Annotated in this window: 19 protein-coding genes, 1 tRNA gene, 2 pseudogenes and 1 riboswitch; of the genes and pseudogenes, 10 read left to right on the top strand and 12 right to left on the bottom strand. The window is 42.3% G+C overall.

Annotated features, from left to right (window positions below; translation table 11 throughout):
- Positions 1-35 precede the first annotated feature (35 nt).
- The gene (locus R2I63_RS04340) at positions 36-1481 is read left to right on the top strand and encodes a hypothetical protein (protein WP_316359247.1); all 1446 of its coding nucleotides are present in this window, start codon (positions 36-38) and stop codon (positions 1479-1481) included.
- Here R2I63_RS04340 and R2I63_RS04335 read toward each other — a convergent pair.
- Together R2I63_RS04335 and R2I63_RS04330 are read right to left on the bottom strand one after the other, a co-directional pair.
- Positions 1444-2001, bottom strand: a complete 558-nt coding sequence (locus R2I63_RS04335) for a DNA-3-methyladenine glycosylase I (RefSeq protein WP_316359245.1) — start codon at positions 1999-2001, stop codon at positions 1444-1446. The two genes, R2I63_RS04340 and R2I63_RS04335, sit on opposite strands and share 38 nt — an antisense overlap.
- A complete protein-coding gene (locus R2I63_RS04330) occupies positions 1998-2732 on the bottom strand; it encodes a biotin--[acetyl-CoA-carboxylase] ligase (RefSeq protein WP_316359244.1) in 735 nt (244 codons plus the stop codon). Before R2I63_RS04330 ends, R2I63_RS04335 begins: the two co-directional genes overlap by 4 nt.
- A gap of 29 nt (positions 2733-2761) precedes the next feature.
- Between R2I63_RS04330 and R2I63_RS04325 the strand changes: the two genes are divergently transcribed.
- The 3 genes from R2I63_RS04325 (at position 2762) to bamE (ending at position 5123) form a co-directional block, all read left to right on the top strand.
- Complete coding sequence (locus tag R2I63_RS04325) at positions 2762-3895, top strand: FtsW/RodA/SpoVE family cell cycle protein (protein WP_316359241.1); 1134 nt, start codon at positions 2762-2764, stop codon at positions 3893-3895.
- Entirely contained in the window at positions 3892-4365 is a 474-nt protein-coding gene (locus tag R2I63_RS04320; protein ID WP_316359239.1) for a hypothetical protein, read from the top strand. Before R2I63_RS04325 ends, R2I63_RS04320 begins: the two co-directional genes overlap by 4 nt.
- A 422-nt stretch (positions 4366-4787) precedes the next feature.
- A complete protein-coding gene (gene bamE / locus R2I63_RS04315) occupies positions 4788-5123 on the top strand; it encodes an outer membrane protein assembly factor BamE domain-containing protein (RefSeq protein WP_316359237.1) in 336 nt (111 codons plus the stop codon).
- On the opposite strand, the pseudogene R2I63_RS04310 reads toward bamE, so the two are convergent.
- The 8 genes and pseudogenes from R2I63_RS04310 to rpsL form a co-directional block, all read right to left on the bottom strand.
- Positions 5120-5260, bottom strand: a pseudogene (locus R2I63_RS04310) (hypothetical protein); the annotation flags it as partial. The gene bamE and the pseudogene R2I63_RS04310 sit on opposite strands and share 4 nt — an antisense overlap.
- Before the next feature lie 126 nt (positions 5261-5386).
- Positions 5387-5857, bottom strand: a complete 471-nt coding sequence (locus R2I63_RS04305) for an IS630 family transposase (RefSeq protein WP_316359762.1) — start codon at positions 5855-5857, stop codon at positions 5387-5389.
- 127 nt (positions 5858-5984) lie between these two features.
- Positions 5985-6212, bottom strand: coding sequence for an IS630 transposase-related protein (locus R2I63_RS04300; RefSeq protein WP_316359234.1), 228 nt, complete (start codon positions 6210-6212; stop codon positions 5985-5987).
- Between the two features lie 239 nt (positions 6213-6451).
- On the bottom strand, positions 6452-6586 hold the full coding sequence (locus R2I63_RS04295; RefSeq protein ID WP_316359231.1) for a hypothetical protein: 135 nt from the start codon (positions 6584-6586) through the stop codon (positions 6452-6454).
- 210 nt (positions 6587-6796) lie between these two features.
- Positions 6797-7132 (bottom strand): 30S ribosomal protein S10, encoded by a 336-nt coding sequence (gene rpsJ / locus R2I63_RS04290; protein ID WP_316359229.1) that lies wholly within the window; start codon positions 7130-7132, stop codon positions 6797-6799.
- On the bottom strand, positions 7133-9229 hold the full coding sequence (fusA, locus tag R2I63_RS04285) for an elongation factor G (protein ID WP_316359226.1): 2097 nt from the start codon (positions 9227-9229) through the stop codon (positions 7133-7135). It lies immediately after the preceding gene.
- Positions 9230-9247: 18 nt separating this feature from the next.
- Positions 9248-9721, bottom strand: a complete 474-nt coding sequence (gene rpsG, locus R2I63_RS04280) for a 30S ribosomal protein S7 (RefSeq protein WP_316359224.1) — start codon at positions 9719-9721, stop codon at positions 9248-9250.
- Between the two features lie 14 nt (positions 9722-9735).
- Positions 9736-10107, bottom strand: a complete 372-nt coding sequence (gene rpsL, locus R2I63_RS04275) for a 30S ribosomal protein S12 (protein WP_316359753.1) — start codon at positions 10105-10107, stop codon at positions 9736-9738.
- 210 nt (positions 10108-10317) lie between these two features.
- Between rpsL and tsp the strand changes: the two genes are divergently transcribed.
- Both tsp and R2I63_RS04265 read left to right on the top strand, forming a co-directional pair.
- Entirely contained in the window at positions 10318-12294 is a 1977-nt protein-coding gene (tsp, locus tag R2I63_RS04270; protein WP_316359222.1) for a tail-specific protease Tsp, read from the top strand.
- A gap of 54 nt (positions 12295-12348) precedes the next feature.
- Positions 12349-12421: transfer RNA gene (locus R2I63_RS04265), tRNA-Phe, on the top strand.
- 181 nt (positions 12422-12602) lie between these two features.
- On the opposite strand, the pseudogene R2I63_RS04260 reads toward R2I63_RS04265, so the two are convergent.
- Positions 12603-13301: pseudogene (locus tag R2I63_RS04260) on the bottom strand (GTP-binding protein); the annotation flags it as partial.
- An 896-nt stretch (positions 13302-14197) separates the two neighbouring features.
- Positions 14198-14299, top strand: a riboswitch (TPP riboswitch).
- Between R2I63_RS04260 and R2I63_RS04255 the strand changes: the two are divergent.
- The 4 genes from R2I63_RS04255 (at position 14289) to R2I63_RS04245 (ending at position 15651) form a co-directional block, all read left to right on the top strand.
- Positions 14289-14561: a SemiSWEET family sugar transporter gene (locus R2I63_RS04255; protein WP_316359220.1), complete on the top strand. Its 273-nt coding sequence runs from the start codon at positions 14289-14291 to the stop codon at positions 14559-14561. (Overlaps the previous riboswitch by 11 nt.)
- Before the next feature lie 102 nt (positions 14562-14663).
- On the top strand, positions 14664-14840 hold the full coding sequence (locus R2I63_RS10625) for a hypothetical protein (protein ID WP_445083660.1): 177 nt from the start codon (positions 14664-14666) through the stop codon (positions 14838-14840).
- Complete coding sequence (tnpA, locus tag R2I63_RS04250; protein ID WP_316359218.1) at positions 14803-15060, top strand: IS200/IS605 family transposase; 258 nt, start codon at positions 14803-14805, stop codon at positions 15058-15060. Before R2I63_RS10625 ends, tnpA begins: the two co-directional genes overlap by 38 nt.
- Before the next feature lie 138 nt (positions 15061-15198).
- Positions 15199-15651, top strand: a complete 453-nt coding sequence (locus R2I63_RS04245; protein ID WP_316359215.1) for a hypothetical protein — start codon at positions 15199-15201, stop codon at positions 15649-15651.
- A gap of 11 nt (positions 15652-15662) precedes the next feature.
- On the opposite strand, the gene R2I63_RS04240 is transcribed toward R2I63_RS04245, so the two are convergent.
- Complete coding sequence (locus tag R2I63_RS04240; protein ID WP_316359212.1) at positions 15663-17033, bottom strand: MFS transporter; 1371 nt, start codon at positions 17031-17033, stop codon at positions 15663-15665.
- Between the last annotated feature and the right edge of the window lie 27 nt (positions 17034-17060).

The following is a 17060-nucleotide window of genomic DNA, read 5'->3' as shown; positions in this document are numbered from 1 at the left end:
TAAACTCCACCACTCTCTAAGACAAAGGGGTTAAGATGTCGATTGAAGCTATAGAAAGTGATACAAATATTTTGAATTTAAGCTCTTTGGAAGAGTCTCCTCGAGAAGAAAAAGACGAAGCGGTTGCAACCTATCAAAATCCTGGCGCGTGCTCTGGGACGGTCCGTCTTGTTGAAGGAGAGCGCCTGCATCGCGCGATTTCTCCTAACCTCCGGGAAGATCTGATAAAGGAAAAGTGCGCTCTGCTCGAAAAACGTATTCTTGATAACCCTTATAAATTCTATCATGATGCTGCTTATCTAAAGATGGCAGAAAGAATTGCTTCCCAAAATCCCCAACTCGCCAAGGAATATGTTGCAAAAATTGAATTTTCTGTAACAAAAGCCGAGGGTTATATCATGGTTTCAACGTTTGAAGAGGGGGGGATTGCACGTGAAACGTTGACAAGAGCTAAATGGGCCTTAGGAGACATCCAATATCTGTATCCGAAAACAGTGATACAAATCTATGAAGAGGAACAAAGAAGAGGTTTTGTTGATTCTGACAAGACCTTGGAAAAACTTTATCAACAGCTCATTAAATGGTCAGATCCATCCCAAGGAATGGTTTTTCAGATTCTTGATTTGGCGAGATTCGAAATTAAGTATCATAAGCCCGAACTTCCCTGCACTCTGTATTCTGCTTATGAGATGATCATGAAAAAAACGGAGGATATGCAACCCTTAACGGTGCATCATTATTTATCAAGGCTCGGGAAGTATGTCGGAGAAGCAAAGCATCCTCTTGCAAACAAAGTGGTACTGTCTCTTCGCGAAAATATCCAGGACTTGCTTGAACACAAATCTGATCAGGAATATTTCCCGGGGCAATATGGAGTGTATGCTTGGAAAGATTTAATTGTCATGCAGGCGCAGTATCCTTACTACTTTAAAGAACTAAAAGAAGACTTTTCTCAATACCTTCTCCGTATCCAGGCATTAAAAGAACAATATCCTAAACATCAGACAGAATATGACTTTTCCCTCTACCTTTTGGTTATGGATCTTGCAAAATACAACCTTTCATTTGCCAGAGAGGCACGTGCGGATATTAAAGACCCTTCATGGAACTTCCAGGCAGCAATTGAAATTTTTCAAAACGGAAGGGACTCTTTAGAAGAATTTGAGAGCCTCGAAATGCGATTGAAAACTGAGTTTCCGGAAGATAGTTATCTTACTCTTAGACTGTTCTCTGCGGTGGCGGAGGTATTTGATCTTGAGAGAGCAATGCCTTTACTAGAAAGTGCAAAAGATTTGGTTCTTGCTCAGCCGGATGATTCAAGGCATTGGGGGTATCAGAACATCTTAGAAGTTGAAAACAAATACGGTCTTGAAGGACGAAAAGAGACTCTACAGGCTCTCTATCATTGCAATGGCGCTGATCTCTCCCATGCTCTTCTTCCGATCATTGAGGCAGAGCTGGCTTTGATAGGAAGCAATTAGGAGTATGGTCAGAGGTTAGACCGGCTGCTTGCAAGTATGAATAGATAATTGTGGGACCAACAAAAGAAAACCCCCGTTTTTTAAGTCCTTTAGAGATCTCAACACTTTCGGGTGAAAAGCTCCGCATTTCCAGGCACTGAAGGGGACAGCCTCCCACAAAGTTCCAGATATAGCGATTAAAAGACCCCTCTTCGCTTTGAAGTGTTAAAAAACTGCGGGCATTTTTTCGGATGGAGAATACTTTTAGTTTGTTTCGGACGATCTCTTTATTTTGCGTTGCAATCAGAAGCTGCTCATCGGTCATAACAGCAACTTTTTTAGGGTCAAATTGATGAAAGATTTTGCGGTAAGCTTCCCTCTTTTTTAAGATAATTTCCCACGAAAGACCCGCTTGCTGCCCCTCTAAACAGAGAATCTCAAAATGCTTTTGGTCGTCGTAAACGGGGCGCCCCCACTCTGTGTCGTGATAGGAGACAAGCAGGGGATTTGAGTCCTTAGCCCAAGGACAACGGTCCTTCACTTTTTGATTTCACCCGAGCTAAGCGTTTGGATCTTGCCATCTGGAAGAAGGATGTTGAGGCGACCATCAGGATTTAAGGAGTGGAGAGTTCCTGAGATCGTATGGGTATTTTGTTTAAGCGTGATGGGCATCCCTTTATGGGTAAGCAGTGCATCATAACTCATATAAAAGGGCTTAAAGCCATCCCTTTTATAAAGGTGGTAATCTTCGATAAAAAATTTGTCGAGGGTTTTAATTAAACCTTCTCGGTCATGTTCTTTTCCGGTTTCTATCATCAAAGAAGTTGCAGGTTGATCGACGCCATCGAGGAGTTTTTGCGGCATATTAATATTAATACCAGCTCCTAAAACCACCCCAAATTTATCCTGAAGATCAATTGTTTCACAAAGGACTCCAGAGATTTTCTTTTGATTCACGAGAACGTCATTGGGCCATTTAATCTGGGGTTTCAGCCCTTCCTTGTTGAGAAGTTTGGCAATAGAGAGACAAAGGATCTGCGCTAAATTATTGAGATCCATCGGGTTTTTATTTGAAGTGAAATAATAGGTGAGATAGATATTCATTCCCTTCGGAGAAAGCCAGTCTCTTTTAAAACGACCTCGTCCCTTCAACTGCTCATCGGCAGTAATTCTTGTAATCTCATCCTGCCCGAACTGTTGGTAGTTTTCCTTAGCATAAGTGTTTGTTGAATCGACAGTATCAAGATGAATTGTGGTGACTTTTGCTACCATAATAACTCCAAATATTAGAGAATACGTATATGTGGAACCATCAATATTTAAGACGAATCGACTTAAGAACCCTTCCGATCATCGCCATTTTAATGGTGATGAGCATTTTGATTATAGCGTCAACCACCTCTGAGGTTCAAATTACTGGAGAAGACTTTTTCTTCACTCCTACAGTCAAAAATCAGATTCAACGTTTTGGCGTCGGAATCCTTTGTTACTTGTTTTTTGCAGGCCTCGACTACCACAAACTCCGTGAGTGGGCCTGGGTTCTCTACGTTGGGACCATTTTACTCCTCTTTGGTCTTTTTTTTACAGAATCTATTCAACATGTTCATCGTTGGTACCGCATTCCTTTTGTTGGAGGAACTCTGCAACCCTCTGAATATGCTAAACTTTCTCTTGTCCTTACCCTGAGTTGGTTTCTTGAAAAAAAGGGGAGAAATGTGGGGGATTGGAGAACTTTTTTTCAAGCCTCGCTCATTGTTTTCATCCCATTTGTTCTCATTTTAAAGCAGCCTGATCTAGGTTCTGCAATGGTTTTATATCCCATGACACTGGGAATGTTTTATTTTGGTGGGATCAAACGGAAAGTCATAAAAATCATGTCGATTATGGGTGTTGCTGCCTTAGTCTTGATTTCCCTCATCTTTACCGGGATCCTTTCCCACGAAAAGCTCCGTCCTGCCGCAACAAAAGTTTTAAAAGAATATCAGTACGAAAGGTTTGATCCTGATACCTACCATCATCAAGCGGCTAAAACAGCAATTGCTCTTGGGGGATACACTGGCAGCGGTTTTAAAAAAAGTATGTTCACAGGGAGGCAATTCCTCCCCGCGGCACATACCGATTCTGTTTTCCCTGCTTTTGCAGAAGAATATGGAATTTTTGGGGCCATTTTCATGCTTCTCTTGTTTTTCGGATTAATTTATTATAGTTTTCAAGTAACAGCGGTAGCTAGAGACCATTTTGGGCGGGTTCTTTCCTCCGGAATTGCTGTGTATCTAGCTATTCATGTGGTGATCAATATTGGAATGATGTGCGGCTTTTTGCCCATTACTGGAGTACCTTTGGTATTAGTAACCTATGGAGGCTCTTCCGTCACGTTGACAATGGGCGCCCTTGGTATGCTGCAAAGTGTTTACACAAGAAGGTTTATGTTTTGACAAAGCATCCGTTTATTTTTAAATCTGGTTCATGGATTGGAGAAGGGAAAATCACCCTCTCAATGATGGATGAAGAGCTTGCTTTTTACACGCGATGGAAAGTTCCTGAGGTCGATGAAAAGGGGCGTGTCGACTCCCTTCAAGAAATTCAAATTTCAGGGCTCTCAGATGTGATGCAAAACCAATTCGCCTTTTATAATATCACCCGAAGAGGGTTTCATATTGAACTTGAAAACCAATCTCTTGGCAAAGTTATTGGCAAGGGGATGATCAATGACAATCTAATCGGTTGGGAATTTCGCCTCGACCACCTTGGCTTTGAAGGGTTCGAATTTTATGAAAAAGGGGAAGTCTCCGATACCTATCTTATGCACGCTGAATATTCCACCAATGACGATTTTCGCACGGTCATCCACGGAAAAATCTGGCGTCCACTGGAAGGTCAAAACGAGTTAGAAAAAAGTAACTAGCCGCTTTATCTAGGAGAGTTTAATCTCACAATAATGCGACCTTCAACATGGATAGCTTTACTAAATTCGCTCTTGATATAATCTAGCGCTTCTTTTGCTGCTTCATATCCCATGGGGTTAACAAGATGAATTGAAGATAAGTCAATCTTCTCTGTCACAGCGTTCTGAACCAATGATGCGATAATCTCAAACTTTCCAGAAATCTCTTCTAATGCACCGATTGAAAGTCGTAATGTTGCTTTGCAACTGATGGCTATGGAAATTTGTTAAATCAGACATAATACCTCCGTCTATGTTTGAAAACATGAGTAGATTAACTAGCTGAAAAGGTTTCTGTTAAATTTTATTTTTATTGAATCTTACAACAGACCTGTTGATAATAATATTTGCAATGGTTATTACCTAAGATAGGTAGGTAATTTATGAAATATGTTTTTTTGTTAGGGCTTTTATTCTTGATGGGGTGTGGCGCGAGTGGTGAAATCATGACCCGCGATAAGTATGCTGAAGTTGAAATGGGAATGACAACGCAGGATATTGAAAAGCAATATGGCAAGCCTTACAAAATTGTATCAAAAGGGGAAGGAAAAGAGACCTACGAATATATCGAAAAAATTACCATGGGGACGCAAGTGATCGAGCAGCGTCGCTACTATATTATGATTCAAGATGGAAAGGTAGTTGGAAAGTACATGAAAGTTTCCAACCCCCCACCATTTGAGGCCATCTATTCAGATGACCCCTATCCTAATTATTAAGGATTCAGCTCTTGATTGATTTTTGTCAGAAGCGGAAACTTGTTGTTAAAGTCATCATCGTCAAGTGACCACATCATAGCGCCACCTAAAGAGTGCTGCTTAATAAGTGCCATTTTGGAAGCAACAGAGTCTTGGTTGTCATAAGAGACCTATTGTTTTCCACCGGCACTGTAAGCATATGGAGTCTCCGAAGCCTTGTCAAAACCACCAATGAGCCATCCTAAGGTGTGAATTTGGTCTATAGCTAAAGTGACTTAAATTAGTTATAGGCAGTGCTCCTTGAAAAGTTCGTCTATTCCACATTGATATTTTCTTCGCTTAGACTTTGCCTGTGCCCACTTGTGTTCAATAGGGTTTAGATCAGGGGAATAGGGAGGAAGATATTCCAAGGTATGGCCTGCAGCGTGGATCTTCTCTTGCATAGATTTGCTTTTATGGAATGAAGCATTATCCATAACCAGAATACTTTCAGAGGGAAGTTTCGGTAGCAAGTCCTCCTCTGCCCAAATGGAAAAGGCGTCTGTATTAATATTGCACTCGAATAACGCAAGTGTAAGGAGGCTTGTTCCAAGTAATGCCCCTATTGCATTTGTTCTTCCTTTTGCTCCCCAATCATGAGTACCAAAACATCGCTGTCCTATTTTGGAGTAACCGTGGGTGCGGGGCATATCATGGGCAAACCCGCTTTCATCAATATATACAATTGGCTTTCCCAAACGTTTATATTCTGCGATTTTTCCTTGAAAGATTTGTCTTTTTGTTTCGCAGGCCTTGGGATGGTTGAGAGTTTTTTTTATAGCTAATTCTTAACCTCTTCATGGCACACCGAATGCCTGAAGTGCTTACTTTGAGACGGTTTGCTCATTCATAGTTGAAGGCATCAGGGTATTTCTTGATATCCTCCATCAAGATCTCTCTATCAATCTTTATTGCAGGTCTGATTTTAGTGCGCCTCGGCTCTAACCTCTTAGACCAGAGAAACACACTATTTACACTTACTCCAAAGCGTCTTGCTACTTGGGCAAAGCTTAATTTTTCTTTGCTTCGGATCGATAGAACTTTTTTTCTAAAATCTAGCGAATATGTCATTCAAAAAATTATAACTAAAACGAAATATTTTAGCTATAGAGTCCCACTTGGAACAAAAGGAGCCGAGGCTATGGTTACGATTAATCCGTTTTCTGAACTTTGGATTTGCGCTTGAAGCTCTTTAAGGAAGGTTAAATAGTTTTGGTAATCATCGGCGGTTCCTCAGTTCCATCCACCAATCGAAATAAGCACCTTTAGTTTGGGATTTTCTTCTTTGAGACTTTTCATTTGAAACTTCTCTAACTGCGCAGTGTCATACCCGGTGCATTGGTTGTACAGAGAAGGAGCAATCTTTTTTTGCCCGGTTGAATCAGGAACTTCATGGAAGTCAGTCCACTCAACGGGGTAAACGTTCCAATCACCAGTGACAACATGCTTTCCTGGGCCACTGATACCAGGCCCTTTAACGTTAATATAAGCAAAAGGATAGCAAATATGAGAGACTTTTCAAAATTTTCATTTCAAATCTCATATAAGTGATACAATAAAGAGAGACTACGAACTAAAAATCTAAAGGGAATTATTTAAAGGATGAAAAAAGCCCCAAGATTTCTGGGGCTTTTGAAATAAAGGTCTGTCAGCCATTAGGCCTTAATTTTGATATCAACACCAGCCGCGACAGGAAGGACTTTAAGCTTGTCGATCGTGTCGAGTGTTGGGTTGATAATGTCGAGAAGGCGAATATGAGTACGGATCTCAAATTGCTCTCGCGACTTCCGGTCAACGTGAGGTGAGCGGAGGACAGTGTAGATTTCTCGCTTTGTAGGAAGGGGAATCGGTCCAACAATCCGCGCGCCAGTTCTCTTTGCTGTCTCAACAATATCGGCAGTTGAGCGGTCAAGAATGCGCTGGTCATACCCTTTAAGGCGGACCCTTATCTTTTTTCTACTAGGTTCTTTTACCTTCGGTTCTTTTGCCATTTATTGTCTCTTTGTAATTTCTTCTTGGATTTTTGTAGGAACACGTTCAAAGTGGCTAGGCTCCATGGTGTATGTCGCACGGCCCGAGCTGAGTGAACGGAGTGTTGTCGAGTAACCAAACATTTCGCTTAAGGGAACTTCACATTCAAAGAGGACAACACCTTTTTCATTCCCTTGATTTTGAATTTTTCCGCGACGCCTGTTGATGTCGCCCATGACATCCCCTAAATAATCTTCAGGAGTTGTCACAACGACTTTCATAATCGGTTCGAGGATAGTCGGCTTACTTTTCTTCGCAGCATCTTTAATTGCCATCGAAGAACAAATCTTGAAGGCCATCTCATTCGAATCAACCTCGTGGAAAGATCCAAATACGATTGCCACCTTAACGTCAACCAAGCTAAAGCCTGCAAGAACTCCGTTGGCAAGCCCTTCTTCTACCCCTTTGATACATGCAGGGATGTACTCTCTTGGGATGACTCCTCCAACAATCTTGCTAACAACTTCGTTGCCTTTACCCGACTCGTTTGGCTCAATTTCTAAGCAAACATGTGCATATTGACCACGTCCACCAGACTGTTTCACAAACTTGGTATCTGTTTTTCCAGGTGCGGTAATCGTTTCTTTGTATGAGACTTGTGGTGCACCCACATTTGCTTCAACCTTGAATTCGCGGAACATTCGATCTTTTAAGATTTCAAGGTGGAGTTCACCCATTCCGGCAATAATTGTCTGTCCGGTTTCCTCGTTTGATGTAACACGGAACGTTGGATCTTCTTCAGAAAGGGAGCCTAGCGCTACTGAAAGTTTTTCTCTGTCGCCTTTTGATTTTGGCTCAATAGCCATTGAAATCACAGGCTCGGGGAATTCCATCTTCTCTAAAAGAAGAGGATTGCTTGGAGCACAAAGGGTATCTCCAGTCGTAGTGTTTTTTAATCCAATGACGGCTGCAATATCTCCTGTAAAGAACTCATCGCGATCCTTTCGTTGGTTTGAGTGCATTTCAAGTAGTCTTGAAACACGTTCTTTTTTGCCTTTTGTTGTATTGATCAGTGTCATCCCTTTTTCGAGAGTTCCTGAGTAAACACGAACGAAAGTTAAGCGACCGACGTAAGGATCGGTAACAACTTTAAAGGCAAGTGCAGCAAGAGGACTATCATCTGCAGGCTCAAGAGAGAGCTCTTCATCAGAATCAACATCAAGTCCTTTAATCGTTCCTCGATCTAGAGGAGAAGGCATCCATTTTGTTACAGCATCAAGAAGGGGTTGAACTCCTTTGTTCTTAAATGCTGAACCGCAAAGCACAGGATTAAATTTGTTCGTGACAACACCTTTTCGAATGGCTGCATGAATTTCATCTTCAGTCAAAGTATCGGGCGCCTCAAGCACTTTCATCATAAATTCTTCGTCCGACTCATCAACGGTAGCAAGTTCTTCCAGCAGTTTTGCGCGGAGCTCTTGGCATTTTTCTTTTAGGTCGTCAGGAATATCAGTGGTTTCAAACTCAGCACCCAAAGTCTCATCCTTGAAAATGTAGGCTTTCATAGAAACGAGATCACACATCCCTAGAAAGTCGTTTTCGGCTCCGATGGGGTACTGAACAGGGATGGCATTTGCACCGAGTTTCTCTTGCATGCTCTTGATGCAGTAGAAGTAGTCAGCGCCAACACGATCCATTTTGTTGATGAAAGCGATTCTGGGTACGCTATATTTCTCAGCTTGCCTCCACACAGTCTCAGACTGGGGTTGCACACCATCAACCGCACTAAAGACAGCGACCGATCCATCAAGGACTCGCAAAGAACGTTCTACCTCAACGGTAAAGTCAACGTGTCCCGGTGTGTCAATAATGTTGATCTTGCAGTCTTTCCAATAAACAGTTGTGGCTGCAGAAGTAATAGTAATTCCGCGCTCTTGTTCCTGCTCCATCCAATCCATTGTAGCGGCCCCTTCATGGACCTCACCGATACGGTGTACACGACCGGAATAATATAGGATTCGCTCTGTACAAGTGGTTTTCCCGGCATCGATATGGGCCATGATGCCAATGTTGCGTACGCTTGCTAATTTATCTTGTGGGGGGCGTTTATTTGCCATCGCGCTTCAGGTGCTCCTTTACCATTTGTAGTGGGCAAAAGCTTTGTTTGCTTCAGCCATGCGGTGAGTGTCGTCTTTCTTTTTAATTGTAGTTCCCTGGTTGTTGAAACAATCGGAGAGTTCCGCTGCTAAGCCATCGGCCATGCTTCGCCCAGCTTTCTGGCGGGCATTTGTAATGATCCACTTCATAGCCATAGCTTGACGTCTTTCAGGAGGGATTTCAATCGGCACCTGGTAAGTGGCCCCACCAATTCGGCGAGACTTGACTTCCAAAGTTGGCATGGCATTTTCCATAGCTTGGTCGAAAGCACTTAAGGTGTCTTCGGCACTTACTTTTTTGGAAAATTCCTCAAGGGCATTGTATACGATTTTGGTCGCAATAGATTTTTTGCCGTGCATCATGACACGGTTGATAAATTTCGCAAGAACGGTGCTATTGTACTTGGGATCAGGGATGGCTTTGCGTTTGGTTGCTCGACGTCTTCTAGACATGTTTCACTTTTCCTTTACTTAGGTTTCTTTGCGCCGTATTTTGATCGGCCTTTCTTTCGGTCTTTGACGGCTGCGCAGTCAAGTGAACCGCGGACGATATGGTAGCGAACACCGGGGAGATCCTTCACCCTTCCACCTCTTACGAGGACGATGCTATGTTCCTGCAGGTTATGTCCTTCACCGCCGATATATGCGATTACTTCCTGCCCGTTAGATAGGCGAACCCAAGCGACTTTACGAAGTGCCGAGTTTGGTTTTTTAGGAGTCTTAGTCTTCACTTGAAGACAAACACCCCTTCTTTGAGGACATTTTTGGAGCGCAGGAGACTTCTTTTTTTTCTTTTTAGGTGATCGTGGTTTACGCACGAGCTGGTTAATCGTTGGCATTGAGGCCTTTACTCCTATTTGTGTTGTTGTCGATCCCACACGGGACCAAGTCTTACCGAGGTAAACGAATAATATATCCTACTGCACCAATTATTTGCAACAGCCTGCTCATTTGTTACCAAAAAGCGGTCAGCTCGTTAAATTATTAAATTTCACTCGTATGAAATTATTTTATTCTAAAATGAACCATTTAATTTTTTAATTTGTATAGTGAAAGAAAAAGTGGGGATTATGGGAAGGGTAGCTTTTCCGAGATTTATTTTTCTCTTTATTTTTATTTCAACAGCGTTTGCAAGTGACCCCTATACGCTTTCACTTCAAGATGTGCGATCAAGCATGGATAAAATGTTTACTTATCATGTTGAAAATAAAGAGTTTTCTCCTCTAATTGTTAAACGCTCCCTTAAAATCTATATTGAACAATTTGATCCAGATCGTCTCTACCTATTAAAGGGAGAGGTTGAGCCCTTTCTTTCTCTTACCCCAAGGCAAATCCGAAGGGTGATCAATGATTTTCAAAGGGATCAATATCCTGAATATTGGAACCTAAATTTTCTCATTGAAAAGTCAATTCATAGGAATCAAAGGATTCGACACGAGGAGATTGAGCGTCTGATTGATGGAGAGACAGAGGACTTCACTCTCCACGTGACAACTTCCTATCCAAACTATTCAAGCACCGAGCAGGAGCTCAGAGAAAGGGTTCACAATCGACTGATCCTTGAGCTAAAAGCTTACATGAAGGGAAGGAAGGAGGTTTCGCTCAACCCTCAGCTTATCCAAAAAATTCTAAACCACCGCTCGAAGAAATCGATTTCCTTTGAGTCTCAGTATTTAAATCCGACTGAACACACCTTGGCATTGCACATGCTTAAGGCTATGGCGAAAAGCCTTGATGCTCATACGGGTTACTACAGTCCTAGAGAAGCATATGAAATTCGGGCGGCTTTGAAGAAGGAATTTTCAGGAGTGGGAGTCGTTCTTTGTGAAGACTTTGATGGGGTCTATATTTCTGATGTTGTTAAGGGGGGGCCTGCTGAAAAAAGTGGGAACATCGAAGTCGGGGATGTTCTTGTTGCGGTTAACCACCAAGGGATTGAAAAGCTCGTATTTGAGGAGCTTCTTGAGGTAATGAAAGGACAGTCAGGGTCTAAAGTAACTTTGGGTCTTAAAAGGAATAAGACGATTCTTCACGTCGACCTAATCCGTGAAAAGATCACGATGGATGATGAGAGGCTCTCCATAGAATTTGTGCCTAACGGTGATGGGATCATTGGAAAAATTAACGTTCCAGCTTTTTATGATAATGGAGGGGCCGTCAGCTTGGATCGCGACCTTCGCGAGGCGCTGCGCACGCTTAAGCAAGAAGGAGAGCTCCAAGGGATTGTTATGGATTTTCGTGAGAATTCAGGGGGATTCCTGAGCCAAGCGGTTAAAGTTTCTTCTTTCTTTATCCAGGGCGGACTCATTGTTATTTCAAAGTATGCCGATGGCGAAGTAAGCTACCAGCGGAACATCGACGGAAGGCGCTACTTCGATGGGCCTCTTGTGATTCTGACGTCTAAGGCTTCTGCATCAGCTGCTGAAATTGTTGCTCAAGCACTCCAAGACTATGGAGTGGCTCTCATTGTTGGAGATGAGCGCTCTTATGGAAAAGGGTCGATGCAATATCAAACGATTACAGATGAGAGGGCAAAAGCTTTCTTTAAGGTGACGGTCGGTCGTTACTATACTGCCTCCGGGCGCTCGCCCCAGATTCAAGGGGTTCAAGCAGATATTGTTGTTCCGACCATTTTCTTTCCTTATAATATCGGTGAGCGATATCTTGAATTCCCCCTCTCAAACGATCACTTGAGTGGCGATGTATTTCACTCTCTCATGAATATCAAACAAGGATCATACCGAGACGTTGCGCGGTTTACCGTTCCTTACCTCAAACCTCGCGAGTCAGGCTGGCGACAGATGCTTCCGCGCTTAACGGCTAATAGCCAAGAGCGCATTGATCAAAACCAAAACTTTCAGTTTTTCCTTAAAGTTGGCAATGGGTACCGTCCCAAAAAATCTAGAGGGCAATCTCGCCGCGATGCCCAAGGTGAAAACTTTGGGTCAAACGATCTTCAGATGAATGAGGCAGTCGAAATCGTCAGAGATATGATCTCAATCAGCAGAGAAAAGCCCTTGCGCTAAATTTTTCAAACCTCTACCATGAGCTGTTCTATTCTTCCTTAATTGGAAGCAGATGGCTAGGTAGCTCAGTTGGTAGAGCAGAGGACTGAAAATCCTTGTGTCGCCGGTTCGATTCCGGCTCTGGCCAAACCCTTCTAATTACCATTTCATCACAGAGCTCATGAATGTTTTTAACGCCAGGAGTCGCGATGCAAAAACAGCTAAAAAACCCAGTTTTTTGTGCAAATGTTCTGAATTTTGGGGATTAGGATTCCACTTACTGGCTCTGCTCAAACCATTTTGGAAACGGATCAGGTATCTTTTGATACTTCTTCTAGATTAAACATGCTGGTATCCATGACTTCATCAAGGTCTATCTCTGCATGAGTCGTTTCAATAAGCTTCGCTTTAACATTCAGGCTCCAAATCATCATTTTTGCAGCCTTTAACTCTTTTTGTGAAATAAGGTCGATCTTGTTGAGAATGATGACATTTGCAAATTCAATTTGCCCAACCAAAAGATCAACTAGCGTGCGCTCGTCTTCTTCCCCAAGGCTTTCATCCTGATCCTTCAAAAATTCTGTTGAACTATAGTTTTTAATGAGATTAGCAGAGTCAACGATTGTTACCATTGGATCTAACGAAGCAAGGTCGGAGAGACTGTTGCCATTTTCATCGCGGAATTCGAAAGTCGTAGCTACCGGTAAAGGCTCAGAAATTCCAGTGCTCTCTATTAAGAAATAATCAAACCTTCCCTCTGAGGCTAGCTCGCATACTTGTAGCAAAAGATCTTCACGTAGAGTACAGCAAATACAGCCATTACTCATCTCAACAAGCTTTTCTTCGGTTTTAGAAAGCTCGCTTCAGCCTCGATCGACTAAGTCCATATCAATGTTTACCTCACTCATATCATTGACAATCACAGCAACTTTTCTACCTTCACGATTGTTCAGAATATGGTTGAGAAGGGGCGTTTTTCCAGCCCCCAAGAAGCCAGATAAAACGGTTACAGGAAGTTTTTTTTGCAAATTTTCTTTCATAATCAAGCCAAAAGGTTATCAAACAAGCAAAGGTATTTTGTATTGAGCAAAAACAGCGTTTGACAAGACCTCGGATTGAAGTTCTGAAGATTATTGTGGAAAGCCATAAACCAATAGGTGCGTATGCAATATTAGGGGAGTTGAGCCTGGTCCTAGATCAACCGAAACCACAAACCGTTTATCGTGCCATTGACTTTTGGCTAGAAACAGGTTTTATTCATAGCCTTAAAAGCTTGAATGCATACATCCTTTGTCCGACGGGGCATAAGCATGAAGGTTCCCAATTTATGCTTTGCAATGTTTGTGGCAAGGCAATAGAGGCTCCATATCAGTGATATGCCTCAAGTCCTGAAGGATTATATGGCAAAAAAAAGCTTTATCCCTTTTCAGTGGGCTTTGGAGATTCATGGTTCATGTAGCGAGTGCCAAAATTGAAATGATCTCAGCTGCATGGATTGTATTTTGAGATTATTAGATTCTTTTAGACGATTGAGATTGTGAAATTTTTCTCTTCGGGATAGTCAAAGATTCTGGCTGGATGTTTCATTTAATTGTGGAGGAAACAGGAATGGGGAATGACCGACCGTGAGCACATAAATATTGCGGCCATTTCAGCCGAGTCTTAATCCGGATAAAAACTGCTTATTGAAAGTATCTGTTTTCAGTTTACGATGTTCCGCCAAATTTCAGTAAATTCAAAGAAGATACTCAGGTAAGAGGTCCTCGCTTAAAAAAAGTCGGAATGTTGCTGGAGCCTTTGATTGCTTTTCTTGAAAAGAATTCCCTAGTAGAAAATTTTCTTGTCTTGCTATCTTTTGTGGTTTAAGGTCAGGGTTTCGATTTCTGGAAATCTTTGTGTCTCCGGTTCGGTTCCGGCTCTGGCCAAATTTTAATCGGGGTGCCCTTTCAGGCTGAGAGATGTATAGCATCAACCCGCATAACCTGATCTAGATAATTCTAGCGGAGGAAATTAAAATGATCTTATTGGTGATTAGTATTGTCGCGTCAGCGACGTCTGTTCTTTCTCTTATTCCTCAGATCTATCGCACGTATCAACTGAAGTCAGCAAGTGATCTGTCTTTATTGATGCTCATTAATTTTCTGGTTTGCTCATTGAGTTGGGTAGCTTATGGTGGACTCACAGGGATGGTTTTTGTCTGGGTTACCAATGTGATGATGACGATTTTTTCGATTGTTCTGATTGTTTTTAAAATTAGGTATACACCGAAAGTAAAACAATGCGGTTGATTGAAGAAATCATTGCGTCTCATCGAAGTGTGATTTATTTGGATGGTGGAGCAAGGGCTCAAACCTTAATATATTGTTGGGGATGGAGACTCGGTTTCCTCGGTGCAAGCACACTCCGATGCAGAAGGAATATATAGTACCGATCAGGATACAACGGACTTTGAGAAATGCATACAATTTGCGCAAAGAAGAGCTTTGCTTCCCGCTCTAATTTTGGGCTTTAATGGGGGAGAAATAGAGCATGTTTTGGGAAATGTGCAAGTGCTCCTGTCATCCTAAATATAGCGTTGGAGAGGTGGTTAGGAAGTTTAAGAGTATAACAGCCGGAGAACTTTTTAAAACATACCCCGAACTGAAAAAAGATTTATGGGGAGGGGGATTTTGGACAGATGGATATTATGTGGCAACTATTGCAGAGGGAGGAGACTGGAAAGTGGTAAAAAAGTATGTTAAAAATCAGGGGAAACTAGAAGATTGTGATCAATTAAGATTTTTCTAACTTGTAAATACCCCGTGGTCTGCCACGGGGATTTTTATTAAGGGCTCCTACAACATAAGGCTTATATCCGTGTGGTCTTCTCGCGATGAGTTCTGGTGGAATGGGGACAGCGTCTTGATCTGTTAGTTCTACGCCATCTTGATAGATTATTGGAGTGGAGGGCTTTATGCAAAGCATTTTGAAAGTGCTGACCTGCCCAAGGCTCTTGAAACGCATGAAAAGGCAGCTCAAGCGGGTAGCAAGGCTGCTAAGCTTCGCCTTGCTCAGCTCTATTCAGGGAGACCTGACAAATCATTGGCGATTAAATCTTTGAAAGAGTGCGTTGCAGCAGAAAATATTTCTACAAGCAACCTTTTTGCTTGTGCAAGATCTCCGGGGAAATTTCAAGCTCCTAAATTAGCATTCGAAGCGCATGTTATCTTAGCCGGGAGAGAGCATCAGTACGCCTTAGGTGGCGTGATTAGACATTTAGAGTTTGGGGTCGGCGTTGATAAAAGCCCTTCAAAGGCTACAGAGTGGCGCCAAAAGCTACCTGAAGCTTGGTGTGATGCACCTATAAAAGACTTCTTTATCTATCTACAGTCACTCTAGTACAGCTCAAGCTATCTTGTAATCGTTGTTTTTCGTAGCGCAAGCCCGCAAAAGCATCCCATTGCACTGATGATTAAAAGACCTAGAGCTCCTCTATTAATGCCTAAGAGTAAATTCGGGTACATTTGAATCAAAGAGACAATGAGAGCTAGGCCCAAAGTTCCACCGATTTCTTGAAAGGTCACAAATGTACCGGATGCAATGCCTGCTTTTTGTGTGGATACAACAGAAATTGCGGCAACTGTTGTGGGACTACAGGTCAAGCTATATCCTAATCCAAAAAGGAGGATTGTAGTTAAGATGAATGGGATAGTAGAAGATGCGGTAAAGAAAGTTAGCAGGATTGAGGAGAGCATTAACAGAAAGAATCCTGCAGCGATAAAAATCCAAGCATTTCTAGAGGTATACAGTTTTCCGACAAGCGGCGAGAAAAGAGCCACAGGAACCGTAATTCCTAGCATGAGCAATCCAGTCTCTAAAGGTGAGAAGGGCTGGACTTTTTGTAAGTAGATAGGAAGAATAAAAAATAGGGACCAAAGGTAAAAAATAAGGCAAGCACTCGCAATGGATGCACAAAGAAAGGTGCGATTTTGAACGAGCTCTTGTAGAAGAATGGGAGAGGAGTGTGTTTTTCCATTTCTCCGTAGTAGGTAGGCGCTGATAAATAATACGATTAGAAGCAGAAGTATAATGATCCAAGGCAGTTGGGAAAATTCCGTGGTGATTAGAACAAATGAAGCAAGCGCTGTGGCGATATAGAGCATCCCCTTATAATCAATATGAGGGGGATCATCTTGATTCTGACTCTCTCTAGAAAAAAAGCAGACAAGGATAAAACTGATAAGGACAATTGGGATAGTTGCCCAGAATACCCACTGCCAACCGAGCTCTTCAAGAATAAGACCACCGACCAGAGGACCTATTGCCATTGCAGAGGCTACCGCTGTTGCCCAAATAGCGATGGCATGTTTGCGGCGCATTTCAGGAAATTCAGAGACTAGCATCGCCTGAGAGACTGGAAGGAGGATGGCGTTTCCAAATCCTGCCAAACTCATGCTTAGAATAAGACCCGGACTTCCTGAGCAAAACCCTGCGAGTAGCATACCGGTTCCTGATGAGGAAAGACCCAACAAAAAGATTTTTTTTCTGCCAAAAATATCAGCAATACGTCCACTTGTTACAAGGAAGGCGCAATTAATCATTCCAAAAGCAATCATCATCCACTGCATTGCATGAATGCTTGTTTTAAGGGACTTTTGGATAGAGGGAATGGCAGTGTTAACCATTGTGAAGACAAGGCCCATGACAATGCACCCAGAACAAATCCCTACGATGCTGATTTTTTGTTTTAGAGTTGTTGACTGTATTTTTGAACCTTTCATATTGGAATGATTGTATCGTGTTTGAGT

The organism is Candidatus Neptunochlamydia sp. REUL1, from assembly GCF_963457595.1.
Lineage (GTDB): Bacteria > Chlamydiota > Chlamydiia > Chlamydiales > Simkaniaceae > Neptunichlamydia.
Note: the sequence above shows the minus strand (reverse complement) of the source record. Positions and strands in the feature narration are given on the sequence as shown.

Excerpts from the sequence above, each read along its gene's own strand:
- R2I63_RS04340 (WP_316359247.1), top strand. The coding sequence starts at position 36 with ATGTCGATTGAAGCTATAGAAAGTGATACAAATATTTTGAATTTAAGC.
- fusA (WP_316359226.1), bottom strand. The coding sequence starts at position 9,229 with ATGGCAAATAAACGCCCCCCACAAGATAAATTAGCAAGCGTACGCAAC.
- R2I63_RS04295 (WP_316359231.1), bottom strand. The coding sequence starts at position 6,586 with ATGTTGTCACTGGTGATTGGAACGTTTACCCCGTTGAGTGGACTGACT.
- R2I63_RS04325 (WP_316359241.1), top strand. The coding sequence starts at position 2,762 with ATGTGGAACCATCAATATTTAAGACGAATCGACTTAAGAACCCTTCCG.
- R2I63_RS04255 (WP_316359220.1), top strand. The coding sequence starts at position 14,289 with ATGATCTTATTGGTGATTAGTATTGTCGCGTCAGCGACGTCTGTTCTT.
- R2I63_RS04240 (WP_316359212.1), bottom strand. The coding sequence starts at position 17,033 with ATGAAAGGTTCAAAAATACAGTCAACAACTCTAAAACAAAAAATCAGC.
- R2I63_RS04330 (WP_316359244.1), bottom strand. The coding sequence starts at position 2,732 with ATGGTAGCAAAAGTCACCACAATTCATCTTGATACTGTCGATTCAACA.
- rpsJ (WP_316359229.1), bottom strand. The coding sequence starts at position 7,132 with ATGGCAAAAGAACCGAAGGTAAAAGAACCTAGTAGAAAAAAGATAAGG.
- R2I63_RS04300 (WP_316359234.1), bottom strand. The coding sequence starts at position 6,212 with ATGACATATTCGCTAGATTTTAGAAAAAAAGTTCTATCGATCCGAAGC.
- tnpA (WP_316359218.1), top strand. The coding sequence starts at position 14,803 with ATGTTTTGGGAAATGTGCAAGTGCTCCTGTCATCCTAAATATAGCGTT.
- rpsG (WP_316359224.1), bottom strand. The coding sequence starts at position 9,721 with ATGTCTAGAAGACGTCGAGCAACCAAACGCAAAGCCATCCCTGATCCC.
- bamE (WP_316359237.1), top strand. The coding sequence starts at position 4,788 with ATGAAATATGTTTTTTTGTTAGGGCTTTTATTCTTGATGGGGTGTGGC.
- rpsL (WP_316359753.1), bottom strand. The coding sequence starts at position 10,107 with ATGCCAACGATTAACCAGCTCGTGCGTAAACCACGATCACCTAAAAAG.